The organism is Erythrobacter donghaensis (assembly GCF_002155425.1).
Lineage (GTDB): Bacteria > Pseudomonadota > Alphaproteobacteria > Sphingomonadales > Sphingomonadaceae > Erythrobacter > Erythrobacter donghaensis.
Window position 1 is genome coordinate 15,396 of sequence record NZ_MUYG01000006.1, and the last position, 19,563, is coordinate 34,958.

24 protein-coding genes and 1 tRNA gene are annotated in these 19,563 nt (G+C 64.7%); 12 read left to right on the forward strand and 13 right to left on the reverse strand.

Annotated elements, in window-relative coordinates; translation table 11 throughout:
- Positions 1-118: 118 nt before the first annotated feature.
- The 5 genes from BZF59_RS01390 (at position 119) to BZF59_RS01410 (ending at position 3,142) form a co-directional block, all read left to right on the forward strand.
- Positions 119-781 (forward strand): hypothetical protein, encoded by a 663-nt coding sequence (locus BZF59_RS01390; protein WP_143738055.1) that lies wholly within the window; start codon positions 119-121, stop codon positions 779-781.
- Positions 782-838: 57 nt separating this feature from the next.
- The gene (locus BZF59_RS01395; RefSeq protein ID WP_143738056.1) at positions 839-1,882 is read left to right on the forward strand and encodes a hypothetical protein; all 1,044 of its coding nucleotides are present in this window, start codon (positions 839-841) and stop codon (positions 1,880-1,882) included.
- A 41-nt stretch (positions 1,883-1,923) separates the two neighbouring features.
- A complete protein-coding gene (locus BZF59_RS01400; protein ID WP_086606464.1) occupies positions 1,924-2,187 on the forward strand; it encodes a hypothetical protein in 264 nt (87 codons plus the stop codon).
- On the forward strand, positions 2,184-2,498 hold the full coding sequence (locus BZF59_RS01405; RefSeq protein ID WP_158094242.1) for a hypothetical protein: 315 nt from the start codon (positions 2,184-2,186) through the stop codon (positions 2,496-2,498). Before BZF59_RS01400 ends, BZF59_RS01405 begins: the two co-directional genes overlap by 4 nt.
- 158 nt (positions 2,499-2,656) lie before the next feature.
- Positions 2,657-3,142 carry a hypothetical protein gene (locus BZF59_RS01410; protein ID WP_086606466.1) on the forward strand — a complete coding sequence of 162 codons (486 nt, stop codon included), beginning with the start codon at positions 2,657-2,659 and terminating at the stop codon, positions 3,140-3,142.
- On the opposite strand, the gene BZF59_RS01415 is transcribed toward BZF59_RS01410, so the two are convergent.
- Positions 3,139-3,516: a hypothetical protein gene (locus BZF59_RS01415; protein ID WP_086606467.1), complete on the reverse strand. Its 378-nt coding sequence runs from the start codon at positions 3,514-3,516 to the stop codon at positions 3,139-3,141. The genes BZF59_RS01410 and BZF59_RS01415 overlap by 4 nt on opposite strands.
- Before the next feature lie 49 nt (positions 3,517-3,565).
- The gene (locus BZF59_RS01420; protein WP_143738057.1) at positions 3,566-4,252 is read right to left on the reverse strand and encodes a hypothetical protein; all 687 of its coding nucleotides are present in this window, start codon (positions 4,250-4,252) and stop codon (positions 3,566-3,568) included.
- An 81-nt stretch (positions 4,253-4,333) separates the two neighbouring features.
- On the opposite strand from BZF59_RS01420, the gene BZF59_RS01425 reads away from it, so the two are divergent.
- Complete coding sequence (locus BZF59_RS01425; RefSeq protein WP_086606469.1) at positions 4,334-4,540, forward strand: helix-turn-helix domain-containing protein; 207 nt, start codon at positions 4,334-4,336, stop codon at positions 4,538-4,540.
- A gap of 76 nt (positions 4,541-4,616) precedes the next feature.
- On the opposite strand, the gene BZF59_RS01430 is transcribed toward BZF59_RS01425, so the two are convergent.
- The 7 genes from BZF59_RS01430 to BZF59_RS01460 all read right to left on the reverse strand — a co-directional run bounded on the left by BZF59_RS01430 (position 4,617) and on the right by BZF59_RS01460 (position 10,368).
- Complete coding sequence (locus BZF59_RS01430) at positions 4,617-5,822, reverse strand: DNA cytosine methyltransferase (RefSeq protein WP_086606470.1); 1,206 nt, start codon at positions 5,820-5,822, stop codon at positions 4,617-4,619.
- Positions 5,819-6,970, reverse strand: a complete 1,152-nt coding sequence (locus tag BZF59_RS01435; RefSeq protein WP_086606726.1) for an HNH endonuclease — start codon at positions 6,968-6,970, stop codon at positions 5,819-5,821. The genes BZF59_RS01430 and BZF59_RS01435 overlap by 4 nt, the downstream gene beginning before the upstream one ends.
- A gap of 170 nt (positions 6,971-7,140) precedes the next feature.
- Positions 7,141-7,216, reverse strand: a tRNA-Lys gene (locus BZF59_RS01440).
- Between the two features lie 32 nt (positions 7,217-7,248).
- Positions 7,249-7,737 carry a 2-amino-4-hydroxy-6-hydroxymethyldihydropteridine diphosphokinase gene (gene folK / locus BZF59_RS01445; protein ID WP_086606727.1) on the reverse strand — a complete coding sequence of 163 codons (489 nt, stop codon included), beginning with the start codon at positions 7,735-7,737 and terminating at the stop codon, positions 7,249-7,251.
- A 2-nt stretch (positions 7,738-7,739) separates the two neighbouring features.
- Positions 7,740-8,618, reverse strand: coding sequence for an N-carbamoylputrescine amidase (gene aguB, locus BZF59_RS01450; RefSeq protein WP_086606471.1), 879 nt, complete (start codon positions 8,616-8,618; stop codon positions 7,740-7,742).
- A 10-nt stretch (positions 8,619-8,628) separates the two neighbouring features.
- Positions 8,629-9,375 carry an SIMPL domain-containing protein gene (locus BZF59_RS01455; protein WP_086606472.1) on the reverse strand — a complete coding sequence of 249 codons (747 nt, stop codon included), beginning with the start codon at positions 9,373-9,375 and terminating at the stop codon, positions 8,629-8,631.
- Between the two features lie 105 nt (positions 9,376-9,480).
- Positions 9,481-10,368 (reverse strand): class I SAM-dependent methyltransferase, encoded by an 888-nt coding sequence (locus BZF59_RS01460; RefSeq protein ID WP_086606473.1) that lies wholly within the window; start codon positions 10,366-10,368, stop codon positions 9,481-9,483.
- A gap of 97 nt (positions 10,369-10,465) precedes the next feature.
- On the opposite strand from BZF59_RS01460, the gene msrA reads away from it, so the two are divergent.
- Together msrA and BZF59_RS01470 are read left to right on the forward strand one after the other, a co-directional pair.
- On the forward strand, positions 10,466-11,020 hold the full coding sequence (msrA, locus tag BZF59_RS01465) for a peptide-methionine (S)-S-oxide reductase MsrA (RefSeq protein WP_086606474.1): 555 nt from the start codon (positions 10,466-10,468) through the stop codon (positions 11,018-11,020).
- Between the two features lie 2 nt (positions 11,021-11,022).
- Positions 11,023-11,502: a hypothetical protein gene (locus BZF59_RS01470; RefSeq protein ID WP_086606475.1), complete on the forward strand. Its 480-nt coding sequence runs from the start codon at positions 11,023-11,025 to the stop codon at positions 11,500-11,502.
- On the opposite strand, the gene BZF59_RS01475 is transcribed toward BZF59_RS01470, so the two are convergent.
- Complete coding sequence (locus BZF59_RS01475) at positions 11,499-12,749, reverse strand: RsmB/NOP family class I SAM-dependent RNA methyltransferase (RefSeq protein WP_086606476.1); 1,251 nt, start codon at positions 12,747-12,749, stop codon at positions 11,499-11,501. The two genes, BZF59_RS01470 and BZF59_RS01475, sit on opposite strands and share 4 nt — an antisense overlap.
- Positions 12,750-12,804: 55 nt before the next feature.
- Here BZF59_RS01475 and BZF59_RS01480 point away from each other — a divergent pair, with 55 nt between their 5' ends.
- Positions 12,805-12,975, forward strand: coding sequence for a DUF1674 domain-containing protein (locus BZF59_RS01480; protein ID WP_086606477.1), 171 nt, complete (start codon positions 12,805-12,807; stop codon positions 12,973-12,975).
- A 7-nt stretch (positions 12,976-12,982) separates the two neighbouring features.
- On the opposite strand, the gene chrA is transcribed toward BZF59_RS01480, so the two are convergent.
- Positions 12,983-14,326 (reverse strand): chromate efflux transporter, encoded by a 1,344-nt coding sequence (gene chrA, locus BZF59_RS01485; RefSeq protein WP_086606478.1) that lies wholly within the window; start codon positions 14,324-14,326, stop codon positions 12,983-12,985.
- A 258-nt stretch (positions 14,327-14,584) separates the two neighbouring features.
- On the opposite strand from chrA, the gene rpoZ reads away from it, so the two are divergent.
- From rpoZ to BZF59_RS01500, 3 genes are all read left to right on the forward strand, one after another.
- Entirely contained in the window at positions 14,585-14,929 is a 345-nt protein-coding gene (gene rpoZ / locus BZF59_RS01490; RefSeq protein ID WP_086606479.1) for a DNA-directed RNA polymerase subunit omega, read from the forward strand.
- A gap of 211 nt (positions 14,930-15,140) precedes the next feature.
- Positions 15,141-15,872 carry a ParA family protein gene (locus BZF59_RS01495; RefSeq protein WP_086606480.1) on the forward strand — a complete coding sequence of 244 codons (732 nt, stop codon included), beginning with the start codon at positions 15,141-15,143 and terminating at the stop codon, positions 15,870-15,872.
- Between the two features lie 66 nt (positions 15,873-15,938).
- A complete protein-coding gene (locus tag BZF59_RS01500; RefSeq protein ID WP_086606481.1) occupies positions 15,939-16,994 on the forward strand; it encodes a DUF3667 domain-containing protein in 1,056 nt (351 codons plus the stop codon).
- 9 nt (positions 16,995-17,003) lie between these two features.
- On the opposite strand, the gene BZF59_RS01505 is transcribed toward BZF59_RS01500, so the two are convergent.
- Both BZF59_RS01505 and ftsH read right to left on the reverse strand, forming a co-directional pair.
- The gene (locus BZF59_RS01505) at positions 17,004-17,423 is read right to left on the reverse strand and encodes a hypothetical protein (RefSeq protein ID WP_143738058.1); all 420 of its coding nucleotides are present in this window, start codon (positions 17,421-17,423) and stop codon (positions 17,004-17,006) included.
- A gap of 81 nt (positions 17,424-17,504) precedes the next feature.
- A complete protein-coding gene (ftsH, locus tag BZF59_RS01510; RefSeq protein WP_086606483.1) occupies positions 17,505-19,460 on the reverse strand; it encodes an ATP-dependent zinc metalloprotease FtsH in 1,956 nt (651 codons plus the stop codon).
- Between the last annotated feature and the right edge of the window lie 103 nt (positions 19,461-19,563).

Genomic DNA, 19,563 nt, shown 5'->3' on the forward strand with positions numbered 1-19,563 from the left:
GCCCTCGCAGAAAACGTGGTCAAGGTTCAATTTTTACTGTGTCTTTTCAATTATTTATCCTGCTCATAGATAGTCTCCCTCTGCGGCCAATTGGGGTCGCGGAAGCAGGAGAAAACGAATGCCGAATGACAATGTGCGAGCAATGCCGCGTCAGCCGGAAGACAACTTCACTGATGTGGTGATCCGAGTGCCGGACAAGACCATGGCTGACAGCTGGGCGGACCTGGAACGTCCGATGATGGACAGTCCAGACTACGAGCACATGCTGTGCGAAGTGAGCGAAGGAGGCTCTTCGGAATGGAGTTTTGAAGAGGGTGAACTGCGACTGCTCGTGGGTGCCTTCGTTGCGGCGAGCGGGTACCTGCCGATGGGCCCCTTCGAGTACGTGCGTTGGATCGATCGCTTCGACGAAAAGCTCTCAGGCCGCCAGTACATCAATGAGTTCGTCGGCAACAGGATGGTCGAGGACCCGCCTCTCTTCGAGCTGAATGACGATCAGCTTGACGAGCTTGTTGCCCGCATTCCCGAGGCAAAGTCAGAGAGAGCAAAGTGGAACGAAGAGCGGGACGCGAGGGCTCGCGAGACCGAACGGCGGAAGAACCCCGACCAAGGCAGCAAGCAGGCCGCCATTGAGAGCGCTCTCGCCGATGCAAGCATCGGAGAGACGTGGAATGCATTGGCGAACTCGTTCAAGGGAGAGGAGCTGAGCGAGATCAGTTACAATCTCGAAGCGCACGTGGATTACCTGCAGATGCTGGCCGCCCAGATCGAGGCCGCCTGACAGCCAATCAGCGAACGATCCCGAGAAACTGTCTCGCCTTCGAATGACTTGTCCGCTGTGGTCGCCACCAAGCACCGCAGCGGGCACCGTTCGCTGGTCCTAAACGCTGACCGGCGAGCGCATCCGTTTGCTCGTGTCGAGTTCGAGGCGACTGCGCTTCGACCGGGTCCGCAGATGGCGGGCCATTCGTCCAGGGTGTGCCCGGGCATGGTCGAAACGTTCAGCCTCGGGCGCGATGCCAGAGCCTCAACGGAAAGGAATACCATGCCCAACCCCAACAAGACGAAGGCGAACCTCGGCGCCGCGTGGATGACCGAAAGCGACATCCGCACCACGCTCACCAAGATCCATCACAACCGCAACCAGCACGATAATCTCGTTCGCAATGCAGTGTCGAACCTCGAACGCCGTCGGCGCGACCTCGAGAGCTCGCTCGATGGCATTGAAGCGCGCGACCGCACTTCGGTGGTTAGGAAGGCGCTCATCGGCCACCGCGCCGAACTGTCGCGTCAGAGCAAGGACGCTCGGCTGGCACTGACCCGCGAACTGTCCGCGCTCGCCGAACGGGTCCGATCCGCCGACGTGCACTATCGCTCGCCCATGCAGATGCTGATGCGCGACACGCTGGGGTCGGAGCGGCGCAGCCGCATCCAGCAGCAGATCGAGCATTCCGGCCCTGTCGAGCTCGCCAGCATGGCCGAGCTCGCCGCAGCAACCAAGGACAAGGAACTGGCCGCCGCGCTCTGCGGTCGGATCGGAAACATGCGCCGCGACGATCGCCCGTTCAACGCAGGCGAACTGGCCGACGTGATGTTCGGCGAACTGCACCGCGAGCTCAGCCAGGCGCTGGTCGAGGCTGAGCGCCGCGTTCTGGAAGCGCTTCAGGCAGACCAGGAATTCGAGACCGGCAAGGGCAACCCGCACCGCGCGCTTCAGATCGCGATGCTGAAGAAGCGCGAGGATGAGATCGGCGCTTACGCGCAGGATGACGATGTGGATGACGAGGAGGCCGAGGACGAGGCCCCCGAGATCAACCCCACGGATCGCATCGCCGCTGGCCTCAATGCACGTCGCAACCCGGCACCTGAGCCGGCCGACTGAGCACCATACAGACCTAACCCCAACCGAAAGGAAATCCTACCATGGCCATCTACATCTTCCACCCCACCGAAACTGCCCACCGCCGCGCTGACGGCATCGGCTTCGTCGTCGCCGAGGGCGGCAGCGAAGCCGCGGCACGTGCCGCCGCCGGCAACATGATCGGAGCACCCGGCATCGACGCGTGGGCGGCTGTCCCGGTCGACCCCGGCATGGACCCTGTCGCGGTGCAAGGCCTGCCCGTCGGCAAGCCCGGTAACGCCACCTGGCCGCAGCGGACGCGCGCTGACCGCGCGCTCAACGCGTGAGCGTCCTGCCCTTGGGCATGACCGATGCGCAGTCGTACCGGGTGATCGTCGAGGGCGTCCGCGCCCTCGCCGGTCACCAGGTCATCACGTTCGGCGATGCTTGGACCGTGCTAACCGGCCTCAAGCCCGACGACATGGATCGGGAGGAGGCGCGCTTCCTCCGGTGGCTGCTGGACGAGCTCGGCTACGAGCCCCAGTGGGTGACCGAACCGGGGCGCACGACGTTTCTGCGCCGTTGGATTCGGGACATCTGGGCAATCGACTTCAACGCGAACCTGAACCGGCCCATCAAGGTCTACGTGCCGCACTGAGCGAGGCGGGAGGCCCGGTCGTTTGCTCGGCCGGGCCTCGTCGCTTCTGGTCGCTTCGATGGCCGGTTGTGGCAGGTCGCGAGCGCGGCGCTCACCGAGCGCTCCCACGGCAGCCGAAACGCGACAAGGCTGAGCTCCGGTAACAAGGAGACAGACCGATGAAGCAGAAAATGGATGCCCAGGCCCTGCACGACCTCGTGGCCTCAATGCACCTCAGCTACTATCAGATGGGCGGGCCGGAACGGCAGATCGACCTGATGCTGTGCGTGGTCGTACAGGGAAGGGTAGGGTTCGTCGAACTCGAAGCGGGCAACCGCGACGAATGGTACGCCAAGGCAGCCACCGTCCTGCGCGGGTTGGACGCCGACCTCTACTGTGTTGCGAGCGAGGCATGGCTGGCAGTGGCCAAGCCCATCGGCGATCCCGTAAGCCGCCTAACGCCGTCGCGGCGGTCCGACCGCATGGAGGTGGTCGCGACCGTCGCCGTGGATCGCTCGGGCAACACCGCGTCGTCGGTGAAGGTGATCGGCCGGCACTGCGAGGGTGAGCTCGCGGGCACAGTGCGGGCTCTGGCTGACTGCCAGGGCTTCGACGGTGCTGAGGGGCGGATGTTCTCGATTTTCGAGATGGCCGGGTTGACCTAGATTTGGGCCATCCGGCTCACTTCGCCCTGTAGCCGCTCAAGGGACACTGCCATCGCGTCGGCGCGTGGCAGGGCAAGTTCGTTCAACACTCTGAAGGCGACGCGCTCGTCGAGGTCATCGATGAGCGTCTCGTTGACCCTCTCGCCGCCGATCCGAAATACTCGGTACACAAGGACACGCCCCGTGAAGCGGTCGCCTGCGGCAGTGGGTCCGTCGAGCGCGTAGCCAAGCGCGGCGATGCGCGCACGATCCAATCCTGCGAAGACTTCGATGAGCGGTGGACGTGCCGCGCCATACTCGCCGGGTTCCCGGAGACGATGTACCTCGAAGGTCGTCCCTCTCTCATTGCCAGATGTGGCCGCGGTCGTTCTCATGGCGGCGACCAAAGCAGCACAAGGCGCGACTGCCAAACCTGCGATCGGTTTAACTTGCCGCAGTTGTGATCCCGCATTCAGCAAGGCCACGTCGGAACGACTCGTCGAGCTTGATCGGGACATGGCCTTCGTCGGTTGTGTATTGGCCGACGCGGTTCGCTGCGCCGCTCGGAAGGCCGTAGGCCGGTGCAGCCTGCGCCTGCCGGTAGATCAGCGCCTGGCCGCCAAGCATCTCGTCCAGCATCTCGCGGGCAAAATCGCCACTGGCCACCGTGCTCGTCGCTGTCATCGATGCGACGATGTTGCCGGTGCTCGCCATCGCCTCCTCGACCTTCTTGTCCGTCTCGGCGTCACCAGTCTTCAGGGATGGGCCGAACATCGAACTTCCAGCCAAGGCGGGATTGTCAACGGCCCGCAGCGTCCGGTGCGGGTTCTGATCGACGCGCCAGAGGATGTCGCCGGTCGGCACGCGGTAGGTGCCGCCCGAACTCACCCCGACCAGCAAGCCCAGCTTCGAGTTGTTCTCGACCACTGGATAGAGGAAGCCGAAGCGCGAGTACTTCAGCCTTCCGACGGAGTCGTAGGCGGTGACGACGCAGCTGCTGTCGCCTGTGATCGGGTCCGATGTCCGGCTGACCGACCAGACCTCGCGGGGCTTCTTCTTTGCGTCGGCTGCGACCGGTAGGATCATGGCAGCCAAAGCAGCGAGCACGGCAAGACGGAAAACTACACTCATCAGGCACTCCACTGTCGGCATCTCTTGGATCGGGCATATAGTCCCTAGACCCTGTCGCAAAGAGCCTTGCTCTGTCCACCAATGGAATGGGGTAGGATCGTGGGCGCAAATGTGCGGCGCATCCGGGTCGCGCGTGGGCTGACCCAGGAGCAGCTTGCCCATGATGCCGAGATCGACCTGACCTACCTCGGTGGCATCGAGCGTGGGCGTAGGAACCCGTCTGTCGAGGTCTTAGGCAGGATCGCGCATGCTCTCAAAGTGCGGCCAGATGAGTTGTTCCGCGACTGACTTGCCAGATGCGAAGATGACCGCATCACTGCCGATGATTACGGCCTTGTCATCGCAGCATCTGCTCCGGCGCTAGCTAGAAATAAGCCTTAGCCAAGGCGACAGCCAACGTGGCAGCCAGGACCGGTGGAACCGCATTTCCCACTTGAGTGAACTGCCGAGCAGTGGGGCCCAAGAACACGTAGTCATCCGGGAACGTTTGCAACCGAGCGCATTCACGTACGCTCAAAGTTCTCGGTATCTCAGGGTGCAAGTGAGAGCGACCGCCCCCGTTGGTGCCACCCGCAATTACCGTCTTTGAGGGTAGAGTCGGATCGAGCCGATCAACTCGCCCTAGCTGGTCACGTTGGCCATAGTTGAGACGCGCGTATCGCTCAATGGACCCAGCCTTGTGCGACCGAGTTTCGTGGTTGGGAAGCCCATTGGGCAAGCTCTTCAGAACGCTCCCGCAGCCCACATGTTCTTTCTTGCTCGGCACCTTGAACTCGCCATTGGTTCGTGAGCCGACAACAAAGAGCCTCTCCCGATACTGCGGGACTCCATAATCTGCGGCGTTGAAGACCGTCGGCTCGTTTACGACGTATCCCGCCTTCTCGAGTAGTTTGATCGCGGCGGCCAACTGCTCACCGCCGTCGAGATCGCGCAGGCCGGACACATTTTCAACGACGAAGACCTTCGGCTTAAAGTGTAGAATGAGGTTCACGTAGTCAAAGAGAAGGTTGCCGTTCTTCTCGTGCGCGAACCCGACCCGTTTGAAATTTTCACCAGAACGAGAGAAGCGCTGATTTGCGGCTATGCTAAACGGCTGGCAAGGTGGCCCTCCTACGAAAATGCCTTCAAATGGCGTGTCGACGAGCGGCTCCAGCGCCAGCACGACTTCGTCGAACTTCGACACATCACCCGTACCAAAAGGAGGGCCAAACACCTTCCAAGAGGGTCGGTTCTTCCTAAGCGTACGGCAGAATATTTCATTATACTCGAAGGCCGCCACGTTCTCGAAACCGACCTGCTCGAACCCAAGGTCCATCCCCCCACAACCCGTGAAAAAGCTTACAATCGGCACCCCATCGACAAGCTTTTGGAAATCTCCGAGCTCGGTTGGCCTGCCCCCTTTCCAAGCTTTTTCGCTCGATTTCTTATAGGTCAGGTCATCGTAGGTCCATCCGGCTGCTTCCAGCGTAGCTGCAAGATCTCCGCCTGACCTTTCCGCCTGATCGATCAGGGCTTGCTGCGAGCATGCCTCTTTGTCCAAAGCCCGCGTCCTGAGTTGCGCAGCTGTCATGGTTCATTCCTCAAATCTTTGGCCTCGTCGTAAACGGCACGGGCCTCGGCAGCATCCGTGAAGTCTTTCCGACCCTTTGCCTTCAACCACTGCGCGTAGAAGCGGTGGACGGCGCGGTGGCAGGTTGGGCAAACAGCAACCAGGTCGCCAAGGACCGTGCCGCCCTTGTCAGACCTTGTACCGGAACAAAGCGGTAACACGTGATGAATGTCAAGTACACGGTCTGACCATGGGAACTCGCTGTTTGTGTCCCTGTTACAGAAGTCGCATGTGGTGGTCGGGTTCTTGTCGAAGAAGGCCTTGCGCACCGCCGCGTTGCGCTCAAGAACGATATGCGTTTTCTCGACCCTTGTGCCCTCTGAGAAGCCCGCTTCAACTGTCTCGTCCAGTACGGACTTGGCGAAGTCAATATCGAGCTCGGCCACGGCGCTCTCGAAGAGACCCGCGACCCGCATGATCTCCTGCTCGCTATCGCCCTTCTGGGCGCCGCGAATTGCCTGCAGGCTTTCGAACAGGTCTAGCGCGTCTTCGTCATCCAGGGTCACGATAACCTCAGAGGAAGAGGCTGAAAGGTAAGACAACTGGCCGATCACTTGGATGCTCTCGCGCGCCTGCCGATGGTCAGCTGACGACCACTGCTTCTTGGCCAAGGCTAAGTATGCCGATTGGCCTTCATCCCCCACGAACCCGCTCTTCTCGTAAGCGCCCAAAATTTCGCGGATCGGAACAATGGGCTCGCCTATGACAGAGCGGGCAATCAGAAACTTTAGAGTGAATAGCAGCGGGAACCGAGGCGAAGCGCTCGGAGCCCACTCTTGGAACGACGGAGCGGGGTCAGTGAACGCCTGAGCGAGAAAGTGGAAGTAGTCGTCAGAAGTTACGACGCCATCTTGGGCTAGGAGTTGGGCTACACGTGTCGGCCTTGCCACTCCGCCGATCTTTGCGACGAGCATCGCAGTCCGAAATACTCGCGAGTAATTTCGCCACGGCGGGTAAGCAGCGTCCGCGGGAAGGAACGGAAGGCCCGTGGCTGAAACGAGCGGGCCACGCGAAGCTGACCGAAGGTCGTTCCCGACAGCAAACTTCGCAATCTTACGCAGTTCATCGAACTGGAAGTACTCGATGCGTCCCTGATCGAAGCGCCACATGAGCAACGGCGTAACAAAAGCCCTACGGGCGATCCAGAGCGGCACTCAACAAGGCTGAGGAAAACGGCGCTCGTCGCTGTGTAGCGGTGCTTAATCGGTACTCGATCGTCGATCGGGCTGCCGTTAGCCGCGCTGCCGATCCTTAAATATATGAAAAATAAATAGAAAAATGGTGAGCCCGACAGGATTCGAACCTGTGACCCGCTGATTAAAAGTCAGCTGCTCTACCTACTGAGCTACGGGCCCACATCTGCGCCGCGTGGTTGCGGCCGGCGCGCTCACCTAGGCAGGGGGCGCGGGCGGGTCAAGCGGGCTTGGTGGTGGGTGAGCGTCAAAGCGCCGTTCGGACCGCGCCAATGCGGGGCGATGGTGCAGGCCGGATCGAGCACGAAGCGGCGCTGCCTGAAGGCGGGATGCGGGATGGCAAGCCCCGCGCTGCGCCATGCGCCGCCGCTCCACAGGATGATGTCGCAGTCGAGCACCCGGTCGCCCCAGCGCTGCCCGCGCCGCCGCCCGAAGGCGCGCTCGGTGTGCTTGAGCGCAGCGAGCAGCGCGGGCGGATCGAGTTCGCTTTCCAGCACCACTGCGGCATTGGCGAAGCGGCGCTGCGCCGCGCCCATCGCGGGAGTCGCGATCACGGGCGAGCGCGCGGTGACGGTGCCGAAAGCGGAAAGCTCCTCCATCGCCGCACGCACCACCCCCTCGGGCGGGCCATAGATATGGTGCCGCCGGTTGCTGCCGAACGCGATCAGATAGGTGCTGCTCAGCCTCAGATGTCCTGCGAAATCCGCCCGTAAAGCTGCGGACGGCGGTCGCGGAAGAAGCCCATCCCTGCGCGGTGCTTGGCCGCGCGCGCCAGATCGAGCCGGGCGGTCAGCACGCCGGTCTCCTCCTTGCTGAACAGCGCGAGGTCGTCCCCCCACTCGTCGGTGATGAAGGAGTGGCCGTAGAAGCTCTGGGCGCGGTCCTCCGGCCCTTCGTGGCCGATGCGGTTGGCGGCGACCACCGGCATGCAGTTCGACACCGAATGTCCGATCATCGCGCGCCGCCACATGCGGCTGGTGTCGAGATCGGCGTCATAGGGCTCCGAACCGATCGCGGTGGGATAGAGCAGCACTTCGGCGCCCATCAGCGCCATCACCCGCGCGCATTCGGGATACCACTGGTCCCAGCAGATGCCCACGCCAACCTTGACTGGCGCGCCGCCCTCCCCGGGCACGTCCCACACCTTGAAGCCATCATTGCCGGGGCGGAAATAGTATTTTTCCTCGTAGCCCGGCCCGTCGGGAATGTGGCTCTTGCGATAGGTGCCGATGATCTGCCCGTCCGGGCCGATCATCGCGAGTGTGTTGTAATAGTGGTGCCCGTCACGCTCGAACAAGCTGGTGGGGATCGTCACCTTCAGCTTGGCGGCGAGCGCCTGCATCGCGATCACGCTGGGGTGCTCGGCGGTCGGGCGGGCGAGCGCGAACAGCGCCTCGTCTTCCTCGCGGCAGAAGTACTCGCCGCTGAACAGCTCGGGCGGCAGGATCAGCTGCGCGCCTTGTGCCGCCGCCTCTTCGACGAGAGCGGCGACGGCGGCAATGTTGGCGGCTTCGTCAGGCGAGCTGAGAGCAAGCTGGAGCGCGGCGACGGTGATGGCGGTCATGCGCGCGCCATTACTTTGCCCGCAGCGCGAAGTCCACTTGCACGCTGACCGTGCTGGTCGTCTGGCCGGGCTGGATGATGCCGCCCGATTCGAATGCAGCCTCCTCCGGTGGCGCCATTTGCGGCATCATCGGAGGCGGCGGCGGCGCGCCGGGGATGTACCGATTGCCCTGCATACCCCCCGCATCGCGGATATAGAGCACGCGGGAAATCTCCATGCCCGCTGCCTTGGCATAGGCCTCGGCGCGCTTGCGGGCGTTGGCATAGGCGGCGGCATAAGCGGAGTTGGCAGCCGCTTCGGGATCGGTCATGCGCAGGTCCGGGCCGCTCATCACATTGGCGCCCGCGCCCGTCGCGGCGGCAACCGCGGCATCGGCCTTGGCGATGTCGCGCACGGTGACCGCGACGATGTTGCTCGCCTGATACTGGCCCTTGCGGTCGCCCCATTCGATCCGCTGGATGTTGACCGCGCGGGTCTGGATGTCCTTTTCCGCGACTCCTGCCGCCTTGAGCGCGGCGAGCAGCGCGGCAATATCCTCGCGGTTGGCGGCGCTGGCCGCTTCGCCCGTCCGACCGAAATTCTCGACGCCGACCTGGAAGAAGGCCTGATCGGGCCGCGTCTCGGCCTCGCCTGTGGCGCTCACCGACAGCAGGGTTTCCTGCCGGTCGACGCCGCGCGGATCGGCGACGGCGCTGCCGCAGGCGGCGAGCATCAGCGGCGCGGTCAGAGCAGGAATCAGGGCAAGGCGACGTTGCATAGGGCTCTCCCAGTGCCGGGCCGGATTATCCCGCCCGCAAGGATCGCCTTTTTTCCGCCGCCGGGTGAACGCGGGGTGAAGCGCCGACGCTCCACCCCGCGCGCATCAATCCGCCTTCTTGAACAGAAGCGTCATGCGGTCGCTTTCGCCGAGGCCCTTCAGATCGTCACGCTTGGTGGCGAGCACGGGGGGCATCTCCCACACGCCCTCGGCGTGGTCGGCGCTGTCCTTGGCATTGGCGTTGATCTCGCTCGCGGCGACCAGTTCGAAGCCCTGCAAGCGCATGAAGTCGATCACGTCCTGCTGCTTCAGATAGCCCTTGGTGCCGTTGGTGTAGGACCACGGCGCATCCGCCTTGGCGCGGTGCTGGACGATGCCGAGCAGGCCATCGTCCTTGAGCAGTTCGCGCATCGCCCGGATCTCGGTATCGGCGGTGCCGGCGCGCAGGATGTTGTGCATCGCCCGGATCACGAGGATGCGGTCGAAGGTGCCCTTCTGGCCTTCAAGATTGTCGAGCGTGATGCCGGAGAAGGCCTCGGGTGCCAGCCCCGTATAGCCTGCGACTTCCTTGCCGAAGCCCGCCGCAGAATCGCGGATGCGCTGCTGGCGGGTCGCATCGGGGGTGGCCGTGAGCGGGTTGGCGTAGAGGCCGACCAGCGCGCCTTCGCCGCCCAGATAGTGGCCCAGCAGGCGCGAATACCAGCCGCCGCCGGGTGCATATTCGCCGACCTTCATTTCGGGGCCGACATGGAAGAAGGCGAGTGTTTCAGCCGGGTGGCGGAAAGCATCACGGGCCTTGTCCTCGGCGCGGGTCGGGTGGTTGATCGCGCCCGACAGCGCCTCGCCATGCATCTTCATGAAATTGGCGGTGTCGAGGATATGGGCCTCGTCCATAGCACCGTGCCCGGCATGGCCGGCGTGGTTATCGGCGAGGACAGGCGCGGCGAGGGCGAGGCCGCTCGCCGAAGCGAGGGCAAGGATCAGCTTGTTCATGGTGTAACTCTCCCGGGAGATTGAAAGAATAGCGGCCAGCCGGACTGGCAATGGCTGCGTGCTAGCCTATCTTTGCCAGAAACCAACGGAGAATTCGATGAGCAACTTGGCAACAGCAATCATTGCAGGCGGCTGCTTCTGGTGCACCGAGGCGGTGTTCCGCGACGTGGTGGGCGTGACCAAGGTCGAAAGCGGCTATATCGGCGGCACCAAGGCGAACCCGACCTACAAGGAAGTCTGCACCGGCACCACTGGCCATGCCGAGGGCATCCGCGTGACCTTCGACACCGACACCATCAGCCTGGCCGAAATCTACGACGTGTTCCTCGGCACGCATGATCCGACGCAGCTGAACCGCCAGGGCAATGACGTGGGAACGCAATATCGGAGCGCGATCTTCCCCCTCTCGAACGAACAGGGCGCCGAGGCCGAAGCCGCGATCGGGCGCTGGAATGCCGAGAATGGCAAGATGGCCGTGACCACGATCGAGGGCCTGTCGGACGGCGCGCAGATCAAGGAATGGTATCCCGCCGAGGACTACCATCAGGAATACTGGGACGGCGAAGGCCAGCGCAATCCCTATTGCCTCGCGGTGATCCCGCCCAAGCTGATGAAGCTGCGCAAGAGTTTTCAGAAGTATGTGAAGGAATGAGAATGCGCCTCATGCTGGCACTCGCGCTGGCGGCAGCAGGCCTGCCTGCACTGGCAGCCCCCCCGCCGCCGCCGCCTCCCGCCGTGGTGGAGACAGAGAAGGCGTTCTTCGCGGCGCTGCCCCAGTTCATGCCGGCCGAGCATTCTGCCGCGCTCAAGGCCATGATCGCCGAAGACCTCGTGGTGACCGAGGAAGGCGCGCCGATGCTGGAAGGGCGGGATGCCTGGCTGGCATGGCGCGAAGGTTTGGGGGGCGAGAAGGTCGAACGCTTCCAGATGCTGCGCGAGAAATTCTGGCGTGACCGGCAGGGCCGCATCGTCGTCGAGGAAACGTGGTTGCCGCTGGCGAAGGACGTGTTCTGGCATCCCGACCGCCCTCGCAAGCTGGTCGCCTACACCTTCAAGGACGGCCGCTTGATCCGCGTCGATTACCTCATCGCGCTCGACAGCGTCAGCTATCTCGATCCGGTGGAGCCGGGTTAGGGTTTCACCCAGCGCGCGACGAAGAACCCATCCAGCCCGCCCTGCTCGGCGAGCATCCCCGGATGCGTGCGCAGCCAGCCTTCGGCGGTGGGAGCGAGACCTGCGGGGAGTTCCTCGGCGGTCATGGGCTGCGGTGTCAGCCCCAGTTCGGCGTCGATCCACGCCGCCTGTTCCTCGCCTTCCTCGGCCTCCAGCGAGCAGACCGCATAGACCAGCACGCCGCCGGGGTTCAGCCATTCGGCGGCCTTGGCGGCGAGTTTGCGCTGCAACTCCACCATCTCGGCGATCTGCCCCTTGCCGATCCGGTGCAGCACGTCGGGGTGGCGGCGGCAGGTGCCCGTCGCGGAGCAAGGCGCGTCGATCAGGATCGCGTCGAAGCGGTGCTTCGGCTCCCACGCCAGCGCGTCCGCCCGCACGGGCGAAGCCTTGAGGCCGGTGCGCTTCAGATTGTCCTTGAGCAGGTCGAGCCGGCGCTTGCTCATGTCGAGCGCGGTGACCTTCCAGCCTGCTGCCGCCAACTGCATCGTCTTGCCGCCGGGCGCAGCGCACAGATCGAGCGCTGACCGCCCCTCGCCCGGCCCCAGCAGGCGTGCCGGAATCGAGGCCGCGAGATCCTGCACCCACCATGCGCCGTCCTTGAAATCGGCAAGGCTCTCCACCGCCGCCCCGCGCGGCAGGCGGATGTGGCCGCGCGCGAGGCTGATGCCGCCCATTGCCACGGCGCGGGTCTGTGTTTCGGCCTCGTCCTTCAGGGCCAGATCGAGCTCGGGCGGGAAGGCCAGACCCGGCGCGACGGCGGCGGCCTTGTCCGCGCCCCAGCGCGCGACGACGCGTTCCGGCAGGGTCGGCGCCTCGGGCAGCGCGGGCTCCTGCTTTACCAGTGCCGAAAACACGCCATGCGCCAGCCGCCGCGGGCCGCCCGCGAGCAGCGGCAGCCCGGTCGCGATCACGGCGTGCGGCGGGGTATCGAGCCGCCATGCCTGCGCCAGCATCAGCCGCAGCACCATGCGCGCCTTGGCATCATCGGGCAGGCGCTGCTTGGTCGCACTGTCGATCGCCGCGTCCAGATCGGTCAGCCAGCGCAAGCTCTCTCCCGCAATTGCGCGGGCCAGCGCGCGGTCGGGGGCCTTGCGCACATCGGCAAGGCTCGCGCCCTCGGCCTGCTCAAGCGTCTCGCCCCGCCGAAACACGGCATCGAGCAGGCGGAGCGCGGCGCGGCGCACGGGAAATCCGGGAGGTAAGGCCATCACCGGCCCCCTAACCTTCCTTGAAACAAAGTGCCAGCACGCGCATTTGGTTCATATGACCACGCAGAAGTCCGAAGCCGCCAAGGCCTTCAAGAAGCCCGCCCACTGGACCAACGATCCCGTGCCCGCGCCCAAGAAGACCGATCCCCTGAAGGACGAGCCGCGCGATCTCTCCCCCACCCGCTACGGCGACTGGGAGAAGGACGGGATCGCCTGGGATTTCTGAGCGCGCCCTAAAGGCTGAGCGCCAGCCCGCCCGCGGCGCACACGGCGAGGATCCGCAGCACGCCCCATTTCGCGCCGAAGGCCAGCCCCAGCGCCAGCACCGCGAGCACGCCCGCGCGCCAGTCGAAGCTGGCGAGGTCGGGCCAGCTTACCCGCGCAGGCCCCACAGCCACCTCGCCAACCTGCGCGAACAGCACGTGGAGCGCGAACCATGCGGTGAGATTGCCGATCACGCCGACGACCGCCGCGGTCACCGCCGCCAGCCCACCCTTAAGCCACACCGCCTGCCCCAGCCGGTCGATCCACGGGGCGAAGGCGAAGATCCACAGGAAGCACGGCGCGAAGGTAACCCAGGTCGTCAGCCCCGCGCCGATCAGCCCCGCCACCAGCGGCGTGAAGGGCTCAGGGCTGCGGAAGGCGGCGAGATAGCCGACGAACTGGGTGACGAGGATCAGCGGCCCCGGCGTGGTCTCGGCCAGCCCCAGCCCATCGGCCATCTCTCCGGGTCGCAACCAGCCGAAGCCCTGCACCGCCTCCTGCGCCATGTAGGCGAGCACGGCATAGGCCCCGCCGAAGGTCACCACCGCGAGCTGGGAGAAGAACGCACCGATCTGCCACAGCACATGACCCTGCCCGAGCGTGGCGGTGATCAGCAGCATCGGCGCGGCCCAGATCGCGCCCCAGACCATCACCGCGCTCACCGTCGCGCGCCAGGGCCGCGGCGGCAGGGTGCCGCTCGTCGCGCCGGGTTTGAGCGCCAGCCAATCGGGCCGGATCCGTGCCGCGATCATGCCGATCACGCCCGCGCCCAACACGATCAGCGGAAACGGCAGGTCGAGCAGGAACAGCCCGGCAAAGGCCCCCGCCGCCAGCCCGCGCTTCAATCCGGTGTCGAGCGCCCTCCCCGCAATCCGCAAGAGCGCTTGCACCACGATCGCCAACACCGCTGCCTTCACCCCCAGAAACAGCGCCGCCACCCAGCCGAGGTTCGCCGCCAGCGCGTAGAGCATCGACAGCGCCAGAATGACCACCGCGCCGGGGATCACGAACAGTAGCCCCGCCGCCAACCCTCCGCGCACCCCCTGCAAGCGCCAGCCGATCCACGTCGCAAGCTGCTGCGCCTCGGGCCCGGGGAGCAGGTGGCAGAAATTGAGCGCGTGGAGAAAATCGTCCTCGGCCACCCAGCGGCGCTCGTCCACCAGCACGCGGTGCATCAGCGCGATCTGTCCAGCGGGGCCGCCGAAGGACAATAGGCCGATGCGGGTGAAGGCGGAGAGAAGCTCGGAGAAGGTGGGTGCGGGGGCGGCCACCTCCGCTCCCGATGCGCCAGTCGAAACGTGGGTATCGGCCATGCTCACCTCGAAAATGGCCTCGCCGCGCGAGCCTGCGCTGCGGAGGATGACGAGGCAACGCTTGGACCTGTCTCGGTCTGGACGGGAGGTTGCTGGGCCCCGTTGCCATGGTGATATTCTTAGCCGGGGCGCGGTTCAAGTGGCGGCACGACCCAAAGGCGGCGGGTGGCGGCACCCCGTTATCCTTGACTTCGTGCGGCCCTCGCCCTAGTTGCGCGGGCTTCCGTTTCCCCCTCGATTCTGACGAAAAGGCCAAGCATGGCACGCGTTACCGTTGAAGATTGCGTCGACAAGGTTCCGAACCGCTTCGACCTCGTCCTGCTCGCCGCCCAGCGCGCGCGCGAAATTTCGGGCGGGAGCGAGCTGACCATCGATCGCGATCGCGACAAGAACCCGGTCGTCGCGCTGCGCGAAATCGCCGAGGAAACCGTCACGCCGCGCGCTCTGCATGAATCGCTGGTCACCAGCCTTCAGAAGATCCTGCCCGATGACGAGGACGAGGCCGACGAGATCGGCTCGCTCAGCCAGTCGGCCGAAGCGCTGCGGATCACGGCCTCGGCACCGGCGCGCACCTCTTCGCTGGGTGGCGATTACGACGGCTAAGCGCCGCGTCGCCAATACAGTTCTGCCGTTTCGAGAGGGGCGGTCCAGACCGGGTTGAATCCTGCGTCCGGGCCGCCCCTCTCGCATTTGGGCCGCAGACTTGACCGCACGCACTTGACCGCTTTCTGACCCGACCCCGCGGTGCTTGCCAAGCGCGGGAGGGGCGTTATCCCTGCGGTGTCACTCAGCGGTCATATCGGAAGGGGCGCGGATGGCTTCGATTGCGGTCTATAGCGTCAAGGGCGGGGTCGGGAAGACGACGCTTGCGGTCAATCTCGCGTGGTGCGCCAGCGCGATCTCGCGCCGCAAGACGCTGCTGTGGGATCTCGACGCGGCCAATGGCTCGGGCTTTCTCTTGGGGGTGGATCCCAAGAAAAAGCGCAGCGCTGACAGCATGTTCGGCGAAGGTGCGGAACCGGCCAAGCTGATCCAGCCGACCGCATGGCCGGGGCTCGATCTGCTCCCGGCGGACGAGAGCATCCGCGCGCTCGACCGCCAGCTTGACCGGCTCGGCAAGAAGAAGCGGCTGGCCAAGCTGGTCGCCGCGCTCGCCAAGGATTACGACCGCATCATCTTCGATTGCCCGCCGGTGCTCAACGAACTCTCGGCGCAGGTGATGCGCGCCGCCGATTTGGTGATCGTGCCCCTGCCGCCCTCCCCGCTTTCGGCGCGCGCCTTCGAAGTGGTGTTCGAGGAAGTGCGCGGCAGCGGCAAGGGCCATCCGCCGATCCTGCCGGTGCTCTCGATGCTCGACCTGCGCCGGAGCCTGCACAAGCAGGCGCGCGAGGCGAACCCCACGTGGCCGGTGATCCCGCTCGCCAGCGCAGTGGAGCAATGCGCGGTTGAACGTCAGCCCGTCGGTGCCTTCGCTCCGCGCTCGCCCGCCGCCCGCGCCTTCGCGCAGCTGTGGACGGCGATCGAGCGCAAGCTGGCGGCGGGCTGAAGCCCTCTTTCGCACTTGCGGAAACTGCGCCTATAACGGGGCACACGGGACCGAAGGGGCGGAATAATGAACGGGTTGGGCGACGGCATCGGCACGGTGATCGAAGGCGGCCTGCTGGCCCGCGCGGTGGAACCCGGCGCGGGCGAGGGCGCCGGACACGCCGCAGCCCCGGTGACCTGCGCCAATTGCCAGACCGTCCACAATGGCCACTTCTGCCCCGAATGCGGGCAGACCGCGCATATCCACCGCAGCCTTGCCGCGATCGGGCATGACATCATGCACGGGGTGCTGCACCTCGACGGCAAGCTGTGGGAGACGCTGCCGCTGCTGGCGTTCAAGCCGGGGCAGCTCACGCGCCGCTACATCGCAGGGGAGCGCGCCAAGTTCGTCAGCCCGATGGCGATGTTCCTGTTCACCGTCTTTGCCATGTTCGCGGTGTTTCAGATGGTCGGGATCGGCACCCCGACCGATCTGCCCTCCGAATTCTTAGGTTCGGGCAGCGACAGCACATTCCGCAACGAAATTCGCGATCAGATCATCACGCTCGAGAAAGAGCGGGTGGATCTGCCGGACGCGAGCCCCCGCCGCGCGCAGATCGACAACGAGCTCAAGGGTCTCAACATGATCCTCGAAGGATCGCCGGGCACGCTCGAAAAATCGAACAGCGGCGTCACATTCGGCACCGGGATCGACTGGCTGGACAAGGGCCTCATCGCGAAGTGGAAGAAGAACCCCAGCCTGATGCTCTACAAGCTGCAATCGAATGGCTACAAATTCAGCTGGTTGCTGATCCCGCTATCGATCCCCTTCGTGTGGCTGATGTTTGCGTGGCGGCGGCAGTACAAGGCCTATGACCACGCGGTGTTCGTCACCTATTCGCTCAGCTTCATGTCGCTGCTGTTCATCGCCATGTCGATCATCAGCGTGATCCCGGGCGGCGCAGGCTGGGCCGCGCTGCTGTTCTTCGTGAGCGTGCCGCTGCATCTCTACAAGCAGCTGCGCCACGCCTACAGCCTCAGCCGGTTCTCCGCGTTCTGGCGATTGAGCGTGCTGCTGCTGTTCTCGATCCACATCGTGCTGACGCTGTTCCTGCTGATCGTGGGCGCACTGGGCGCCTTCTGACCGGCGAGGTCAGGGGCAGGGATAGGTCTTCGCCATCAGATCGGCGAAGGCATCGGCGAGCGTCATGTTCGCCTGCTCGTCGGGCGCGTAAGACCGCAGATGCGGGATCAGGTTATCGCTGGACAGGTCGATCTGCGTTTCGGGAAGGCAGCTGTGCGGTGCCTGCCCGGCGGCGCGCTCCGCCTGAATCCGTGCCCGGTAGGCATTGGCGGTGGCCTTCATCTCTTCAATCGTGCGGGTGAAATCGGGATGCCTGGTGGCGTCGAAAGTCCCGGTTTCCTCGATCTCCTTGCGGATCGCGAGCCCGTCGATCTGCTCCCAACGCACGAGATAATCGGCGACCGTTGTTTCGGCCCCGGTCTCGTCGGCGGCGGCTGGGACGGTGGTAACGAACGCCAAAACCAGAGCGGGAACCAAGTAACGACGCATGAAAAAACCTCCCGGAGCACTCGCATCAGCGAAGCACCGGGAGGTTGAACCTTTGGTGAATTCTCAGGCAGCGTCGGGAGGTCAGGCCCCCTGCGGCGCCTCGTCACCCTTCCCGAAGCGCTTGCCCGCCTTGGGGATCGCCGAACCGCGCGGCGGCGCGACCAGCGAAGGCCCACGGGGCGCGTCCGGCCGGTCGATCTTGCCGGTTTCGAGCAGGGTCTTGATCTCCTCGCCCGTCAGCGTCTCGTATTCGAGCAGCGCCTGCGCCAGCAGGTGAAGCTGATCCTCGTTGGTCTTGAGAATATCGGTGGCGCGGTTGTGCGCGCCTTCGACCAGGCCTTTGATCTCGGTGTCGATCAGCTCGTTGGTCTTGCCCGAGCGGAAGGTGCGCTGCGCCTGCCCCATGCCGAGATAGCCTTCGGACTGCTCCTCGTACTGAAGCGGGCCGAGCTTGTCCGACATGCCCCACTGCGTGACCATGTTGCGGGCCAGATTGGTCGCGTACTGGATATCGGACGAAGCGCCCGAGCTGACCTTGTCGTGACCGAAGATGATCTCTTCCGCCACGCGGCCACCCATCGCGACCGAGAGGTTCGCGTGCATCTTGTCGCGGTGGTAGGAATAGGAGTCACGCTCCGGCAGACGCATCACCATGCCCAGCGCACGTCCGCGCGGGATGATGGTGGCCTTGTGGATCGGATCCGACGCTTCCTCGTGCACCGAGACGATCGCGTGGCCGGCTTCATGATAGGCCGTCATCTTCTTCTCGTCGTCGGTCATGACCATGGAGCGGCGTTCCGCGCCCATCATGACCTTGTCCTTGGCGTCCTCGAACTCCTGCATCGCCACCAGCCGCTTGTTGCGGCGCGCGGCCAGCAGCGCGGCTTCGTTGACGAGGTTGGCGAGATCGGCGCCCGAGAAACCGGGCGTGCCCCGCGCAATCACGCGCGGATTCACATCGGGGGCCAGCGGCACCTTCTTCATGTGCACGCCGAGGATCTTCTCGCGCCCGTCGATATCGGGGATCGGCACCACGACCTGACGGTCGAAGCGGCCCGGACGCAGCAGCGCAGGATCGAGCACATCGGGGCGGTTGGTGGCGGCGATGATGATGATGCCTTCGTTGGCCTCGAACCCGTCCATCTCGACCAGCAGCTGGTTGAGGGTCTGCTCGCGCTCATCGTTGGAATTGCCCAGACCATGCCCGCGCGAACGGCCGACCGCGTCGATTTCGTCGATGAAGACGATGCAGGGCGCGTTCTTCTTGGCCTGTTCGAACATGTCACGCACGCGGCTTGCGCCGACGCCGACGAACATTTCGACGAAGTCGGAGCCCGAAATGGTGAAGAAGGGCACGCCCGCCTCACCCGCGATGGCGCGGGCGAGCAGGGTCTTGCCGGTGCCGGGCGAGCCGACCAGCAGCGCGCCCTTGGGAATCTGGCCGCCGAGCTTGGAGAAACGCTGCGGATCGCGGAGGAATTCGACGATTTCCTGAAGCTCCTCGCGCGCCTCGTCGATCCCGGCGACATCATCGAAGGTGACGCGGCCCGAACGTTCTGTCAGCAGCTTGGCCTTGGACTTGCCGAAGCCCATCGCCCCGCCGCCGCCGCCCTTCTGCACCTGACGCAGCGCGAAGAACGCGATGCCGAGGATCAGGATGAAGGGCAGCGAATTGAGCAGGATGAACAGCAGGACATTCTGCCCTTCGCGCTGCTTGCCGGTGAAGCGCACGCCATTGTCTTCCATCAGCTTGGTGATTTCGACATCATTGGGCACGGGCACGGTGCTGAAGGCCTCGCCATTCTTGAGCGTGCCGGTGATGAGCTCATCGCCCATCTGCACGTCCTGCACCTCGCCTTCGGCAACCGCGGCGCGGAAATCGGAATAGCGAATCGCGGCGCCCGCCGACTGGCCAGCGTTGCTGAACATGGTGACCACAAGCAGCAGGGCGAGGAAAATCCCGCCCCAGATCATCAGCTGCTTCACCCACGGGTTGGGGCCTTCGCCTTGCGGCTGGGGATCGTTTTGCTGGCTCATCGGCAGGGAATCCTTTCGTCTGCGACAATGTAGGACGCCGCGGCTGAATGGCAAGATAATGCGCCTGCCACGCAGCGATGCTAATTTTCGAACAGCGTGATGC

Coding starts and splice junctions, on each gene's coding strand:
- BZF59_RS01430 (WP_086606470.1), bottom strand. CDS start 5,822: ATGACAGCTGCGCAACTCAGGACGCGGGCTTTGGACAAAGAGGCATGC.
- BZF59_RS01435 (WP_086606726.1), bottom strand. CDS start 6,970: ATGTGGCGCTTCGATCAGGGACGCATCGAGTACTTCCAGTTCGATGAA.
- BZF59_RS01495 (WP_086606480.1), top strand. CDS start 15,141: ATGGCTTCGATTGCGGTCTATAGCGTCAAGGGCGGGGTCGGGAAGACG.
- BZF59_RS01415 (WP_086606467.1), bottom strand. CDS start 3,516: ATGAGAACGACCGCGGCCACATCTGGCAATGAGAGAGGGACGACCTTC.
- BZF59_RS01500 (WP_086606481.1), top strand. CDS start 15,939: ATGAACGGGTTGGGCGACGGCATCGGCACGGTGATCGAAGGCGGCCTG.
- BZF59_RS01505 (WP_143738058.1), bottom strand. CDS start 17,423: ATGCGTCGTTACTTGGTTCCCGCTCTGGTTTTGGCGTTCGTTACCACC.
- ftsH (WP_086606483.1), bottom strand. CDS start 19,460: ATGAGCCAGCAAAACGATCCCCAGCCGCAAGGCGAAGGCCCCAACCCG.
- BZF59_RS01400 (WP_086606464.1), top strand. CDS start 1,924: ATGGCCATCTACATCTTCCACCCCACCGAAACTGCCCACCGCCGCGCT.
- BZF59_RS01425 (WP_086606469.1), top strand. CDS start 4,334: ATGGAATGGGGTAGGATCGTGGGCGCAAATGTGCGGCGCATCCGGGTC.
- BZF59_RS01470 (WP_086606475.1), top strand. CDS start 11,023: ATGCGCCTCATGCTGGCACTCGCGCTGGCGGCAGCAGGCCTGCCTGCA.
- rpoZ (WP_086606479.1), top strand. CDS start 14,585: ATGGCACGCGTTACCGTTGAAGATTGCGTCGACAAGGTTCCGAACCGC.
- BZF59_RS01390 (WP_143738055.1), top strand. CDS start 119: ATGCCGAATGACAATGTGCGAGCAATGCCGCGTCAGCCGGAAGACAAC.
- BZF59_RS01410 (WP_086606466.1), top strand. CDS start 2,657: ATGAAGCAGAAAATGGATGCCCAGGCCCTGCACGACCTCGTGGCCTCA.
- BZF59_RS01460 (WP_086606473.1), bottom strand. CDS start 10,368: ATGAACAAGCTGATCCTTGCCCTCGCTTCGGCGAGCGGCCTCGCCCTC.
- BZF59_RS01480 (WP_086606477.1), top strand. CDS start 12,805: ATGACCACGCAGAAGTCCGAAGCCGCCAAGGCCTTCAAGAAGCCCGCC.
- BZF59_RS01455 (WP_086606472.1), bottom strand. CDS start 9,375: ATGCAACGTCGCCTTGCCCTGATTCCTGCTCTGACCGCGCCGCTGATG.
- BZF59_RS01420 (WP_143738057.1), bottom strand. CDS start 4,252: ATGAGTGTAGTTTTCCGTCTTGCCGTGCTCGCTGCTTTGGCTGCCATG.
- aguB (WP_086606471.1), bottom strand. CDS start 8,618: ATGACCGCCATCACCGTCGCCGCGCTCCAGCTTGCTCTCAGCTCGCCT.
- chrA (WP_086606478.1), bottom strand. CDS start 14,326: ATGGCCGATACCCACGTTTCGACTGGCGCATCGGGAGCGGAGGTGGCC.
- msrA (WP_086606474.1), top strand. CDS start 10,466: ATGAGCAACTTGGCAACAGCAATCATTGCAGGCGGCTGCTTCTGGTGC.
- BZF59_RS01475 (WP_086606476.1), bottom strand. CDS start 12,749: ATGGCCTTACCTCCCGGATTTCCCGTGCGCCGCGCCGCGCTCCGCCTG.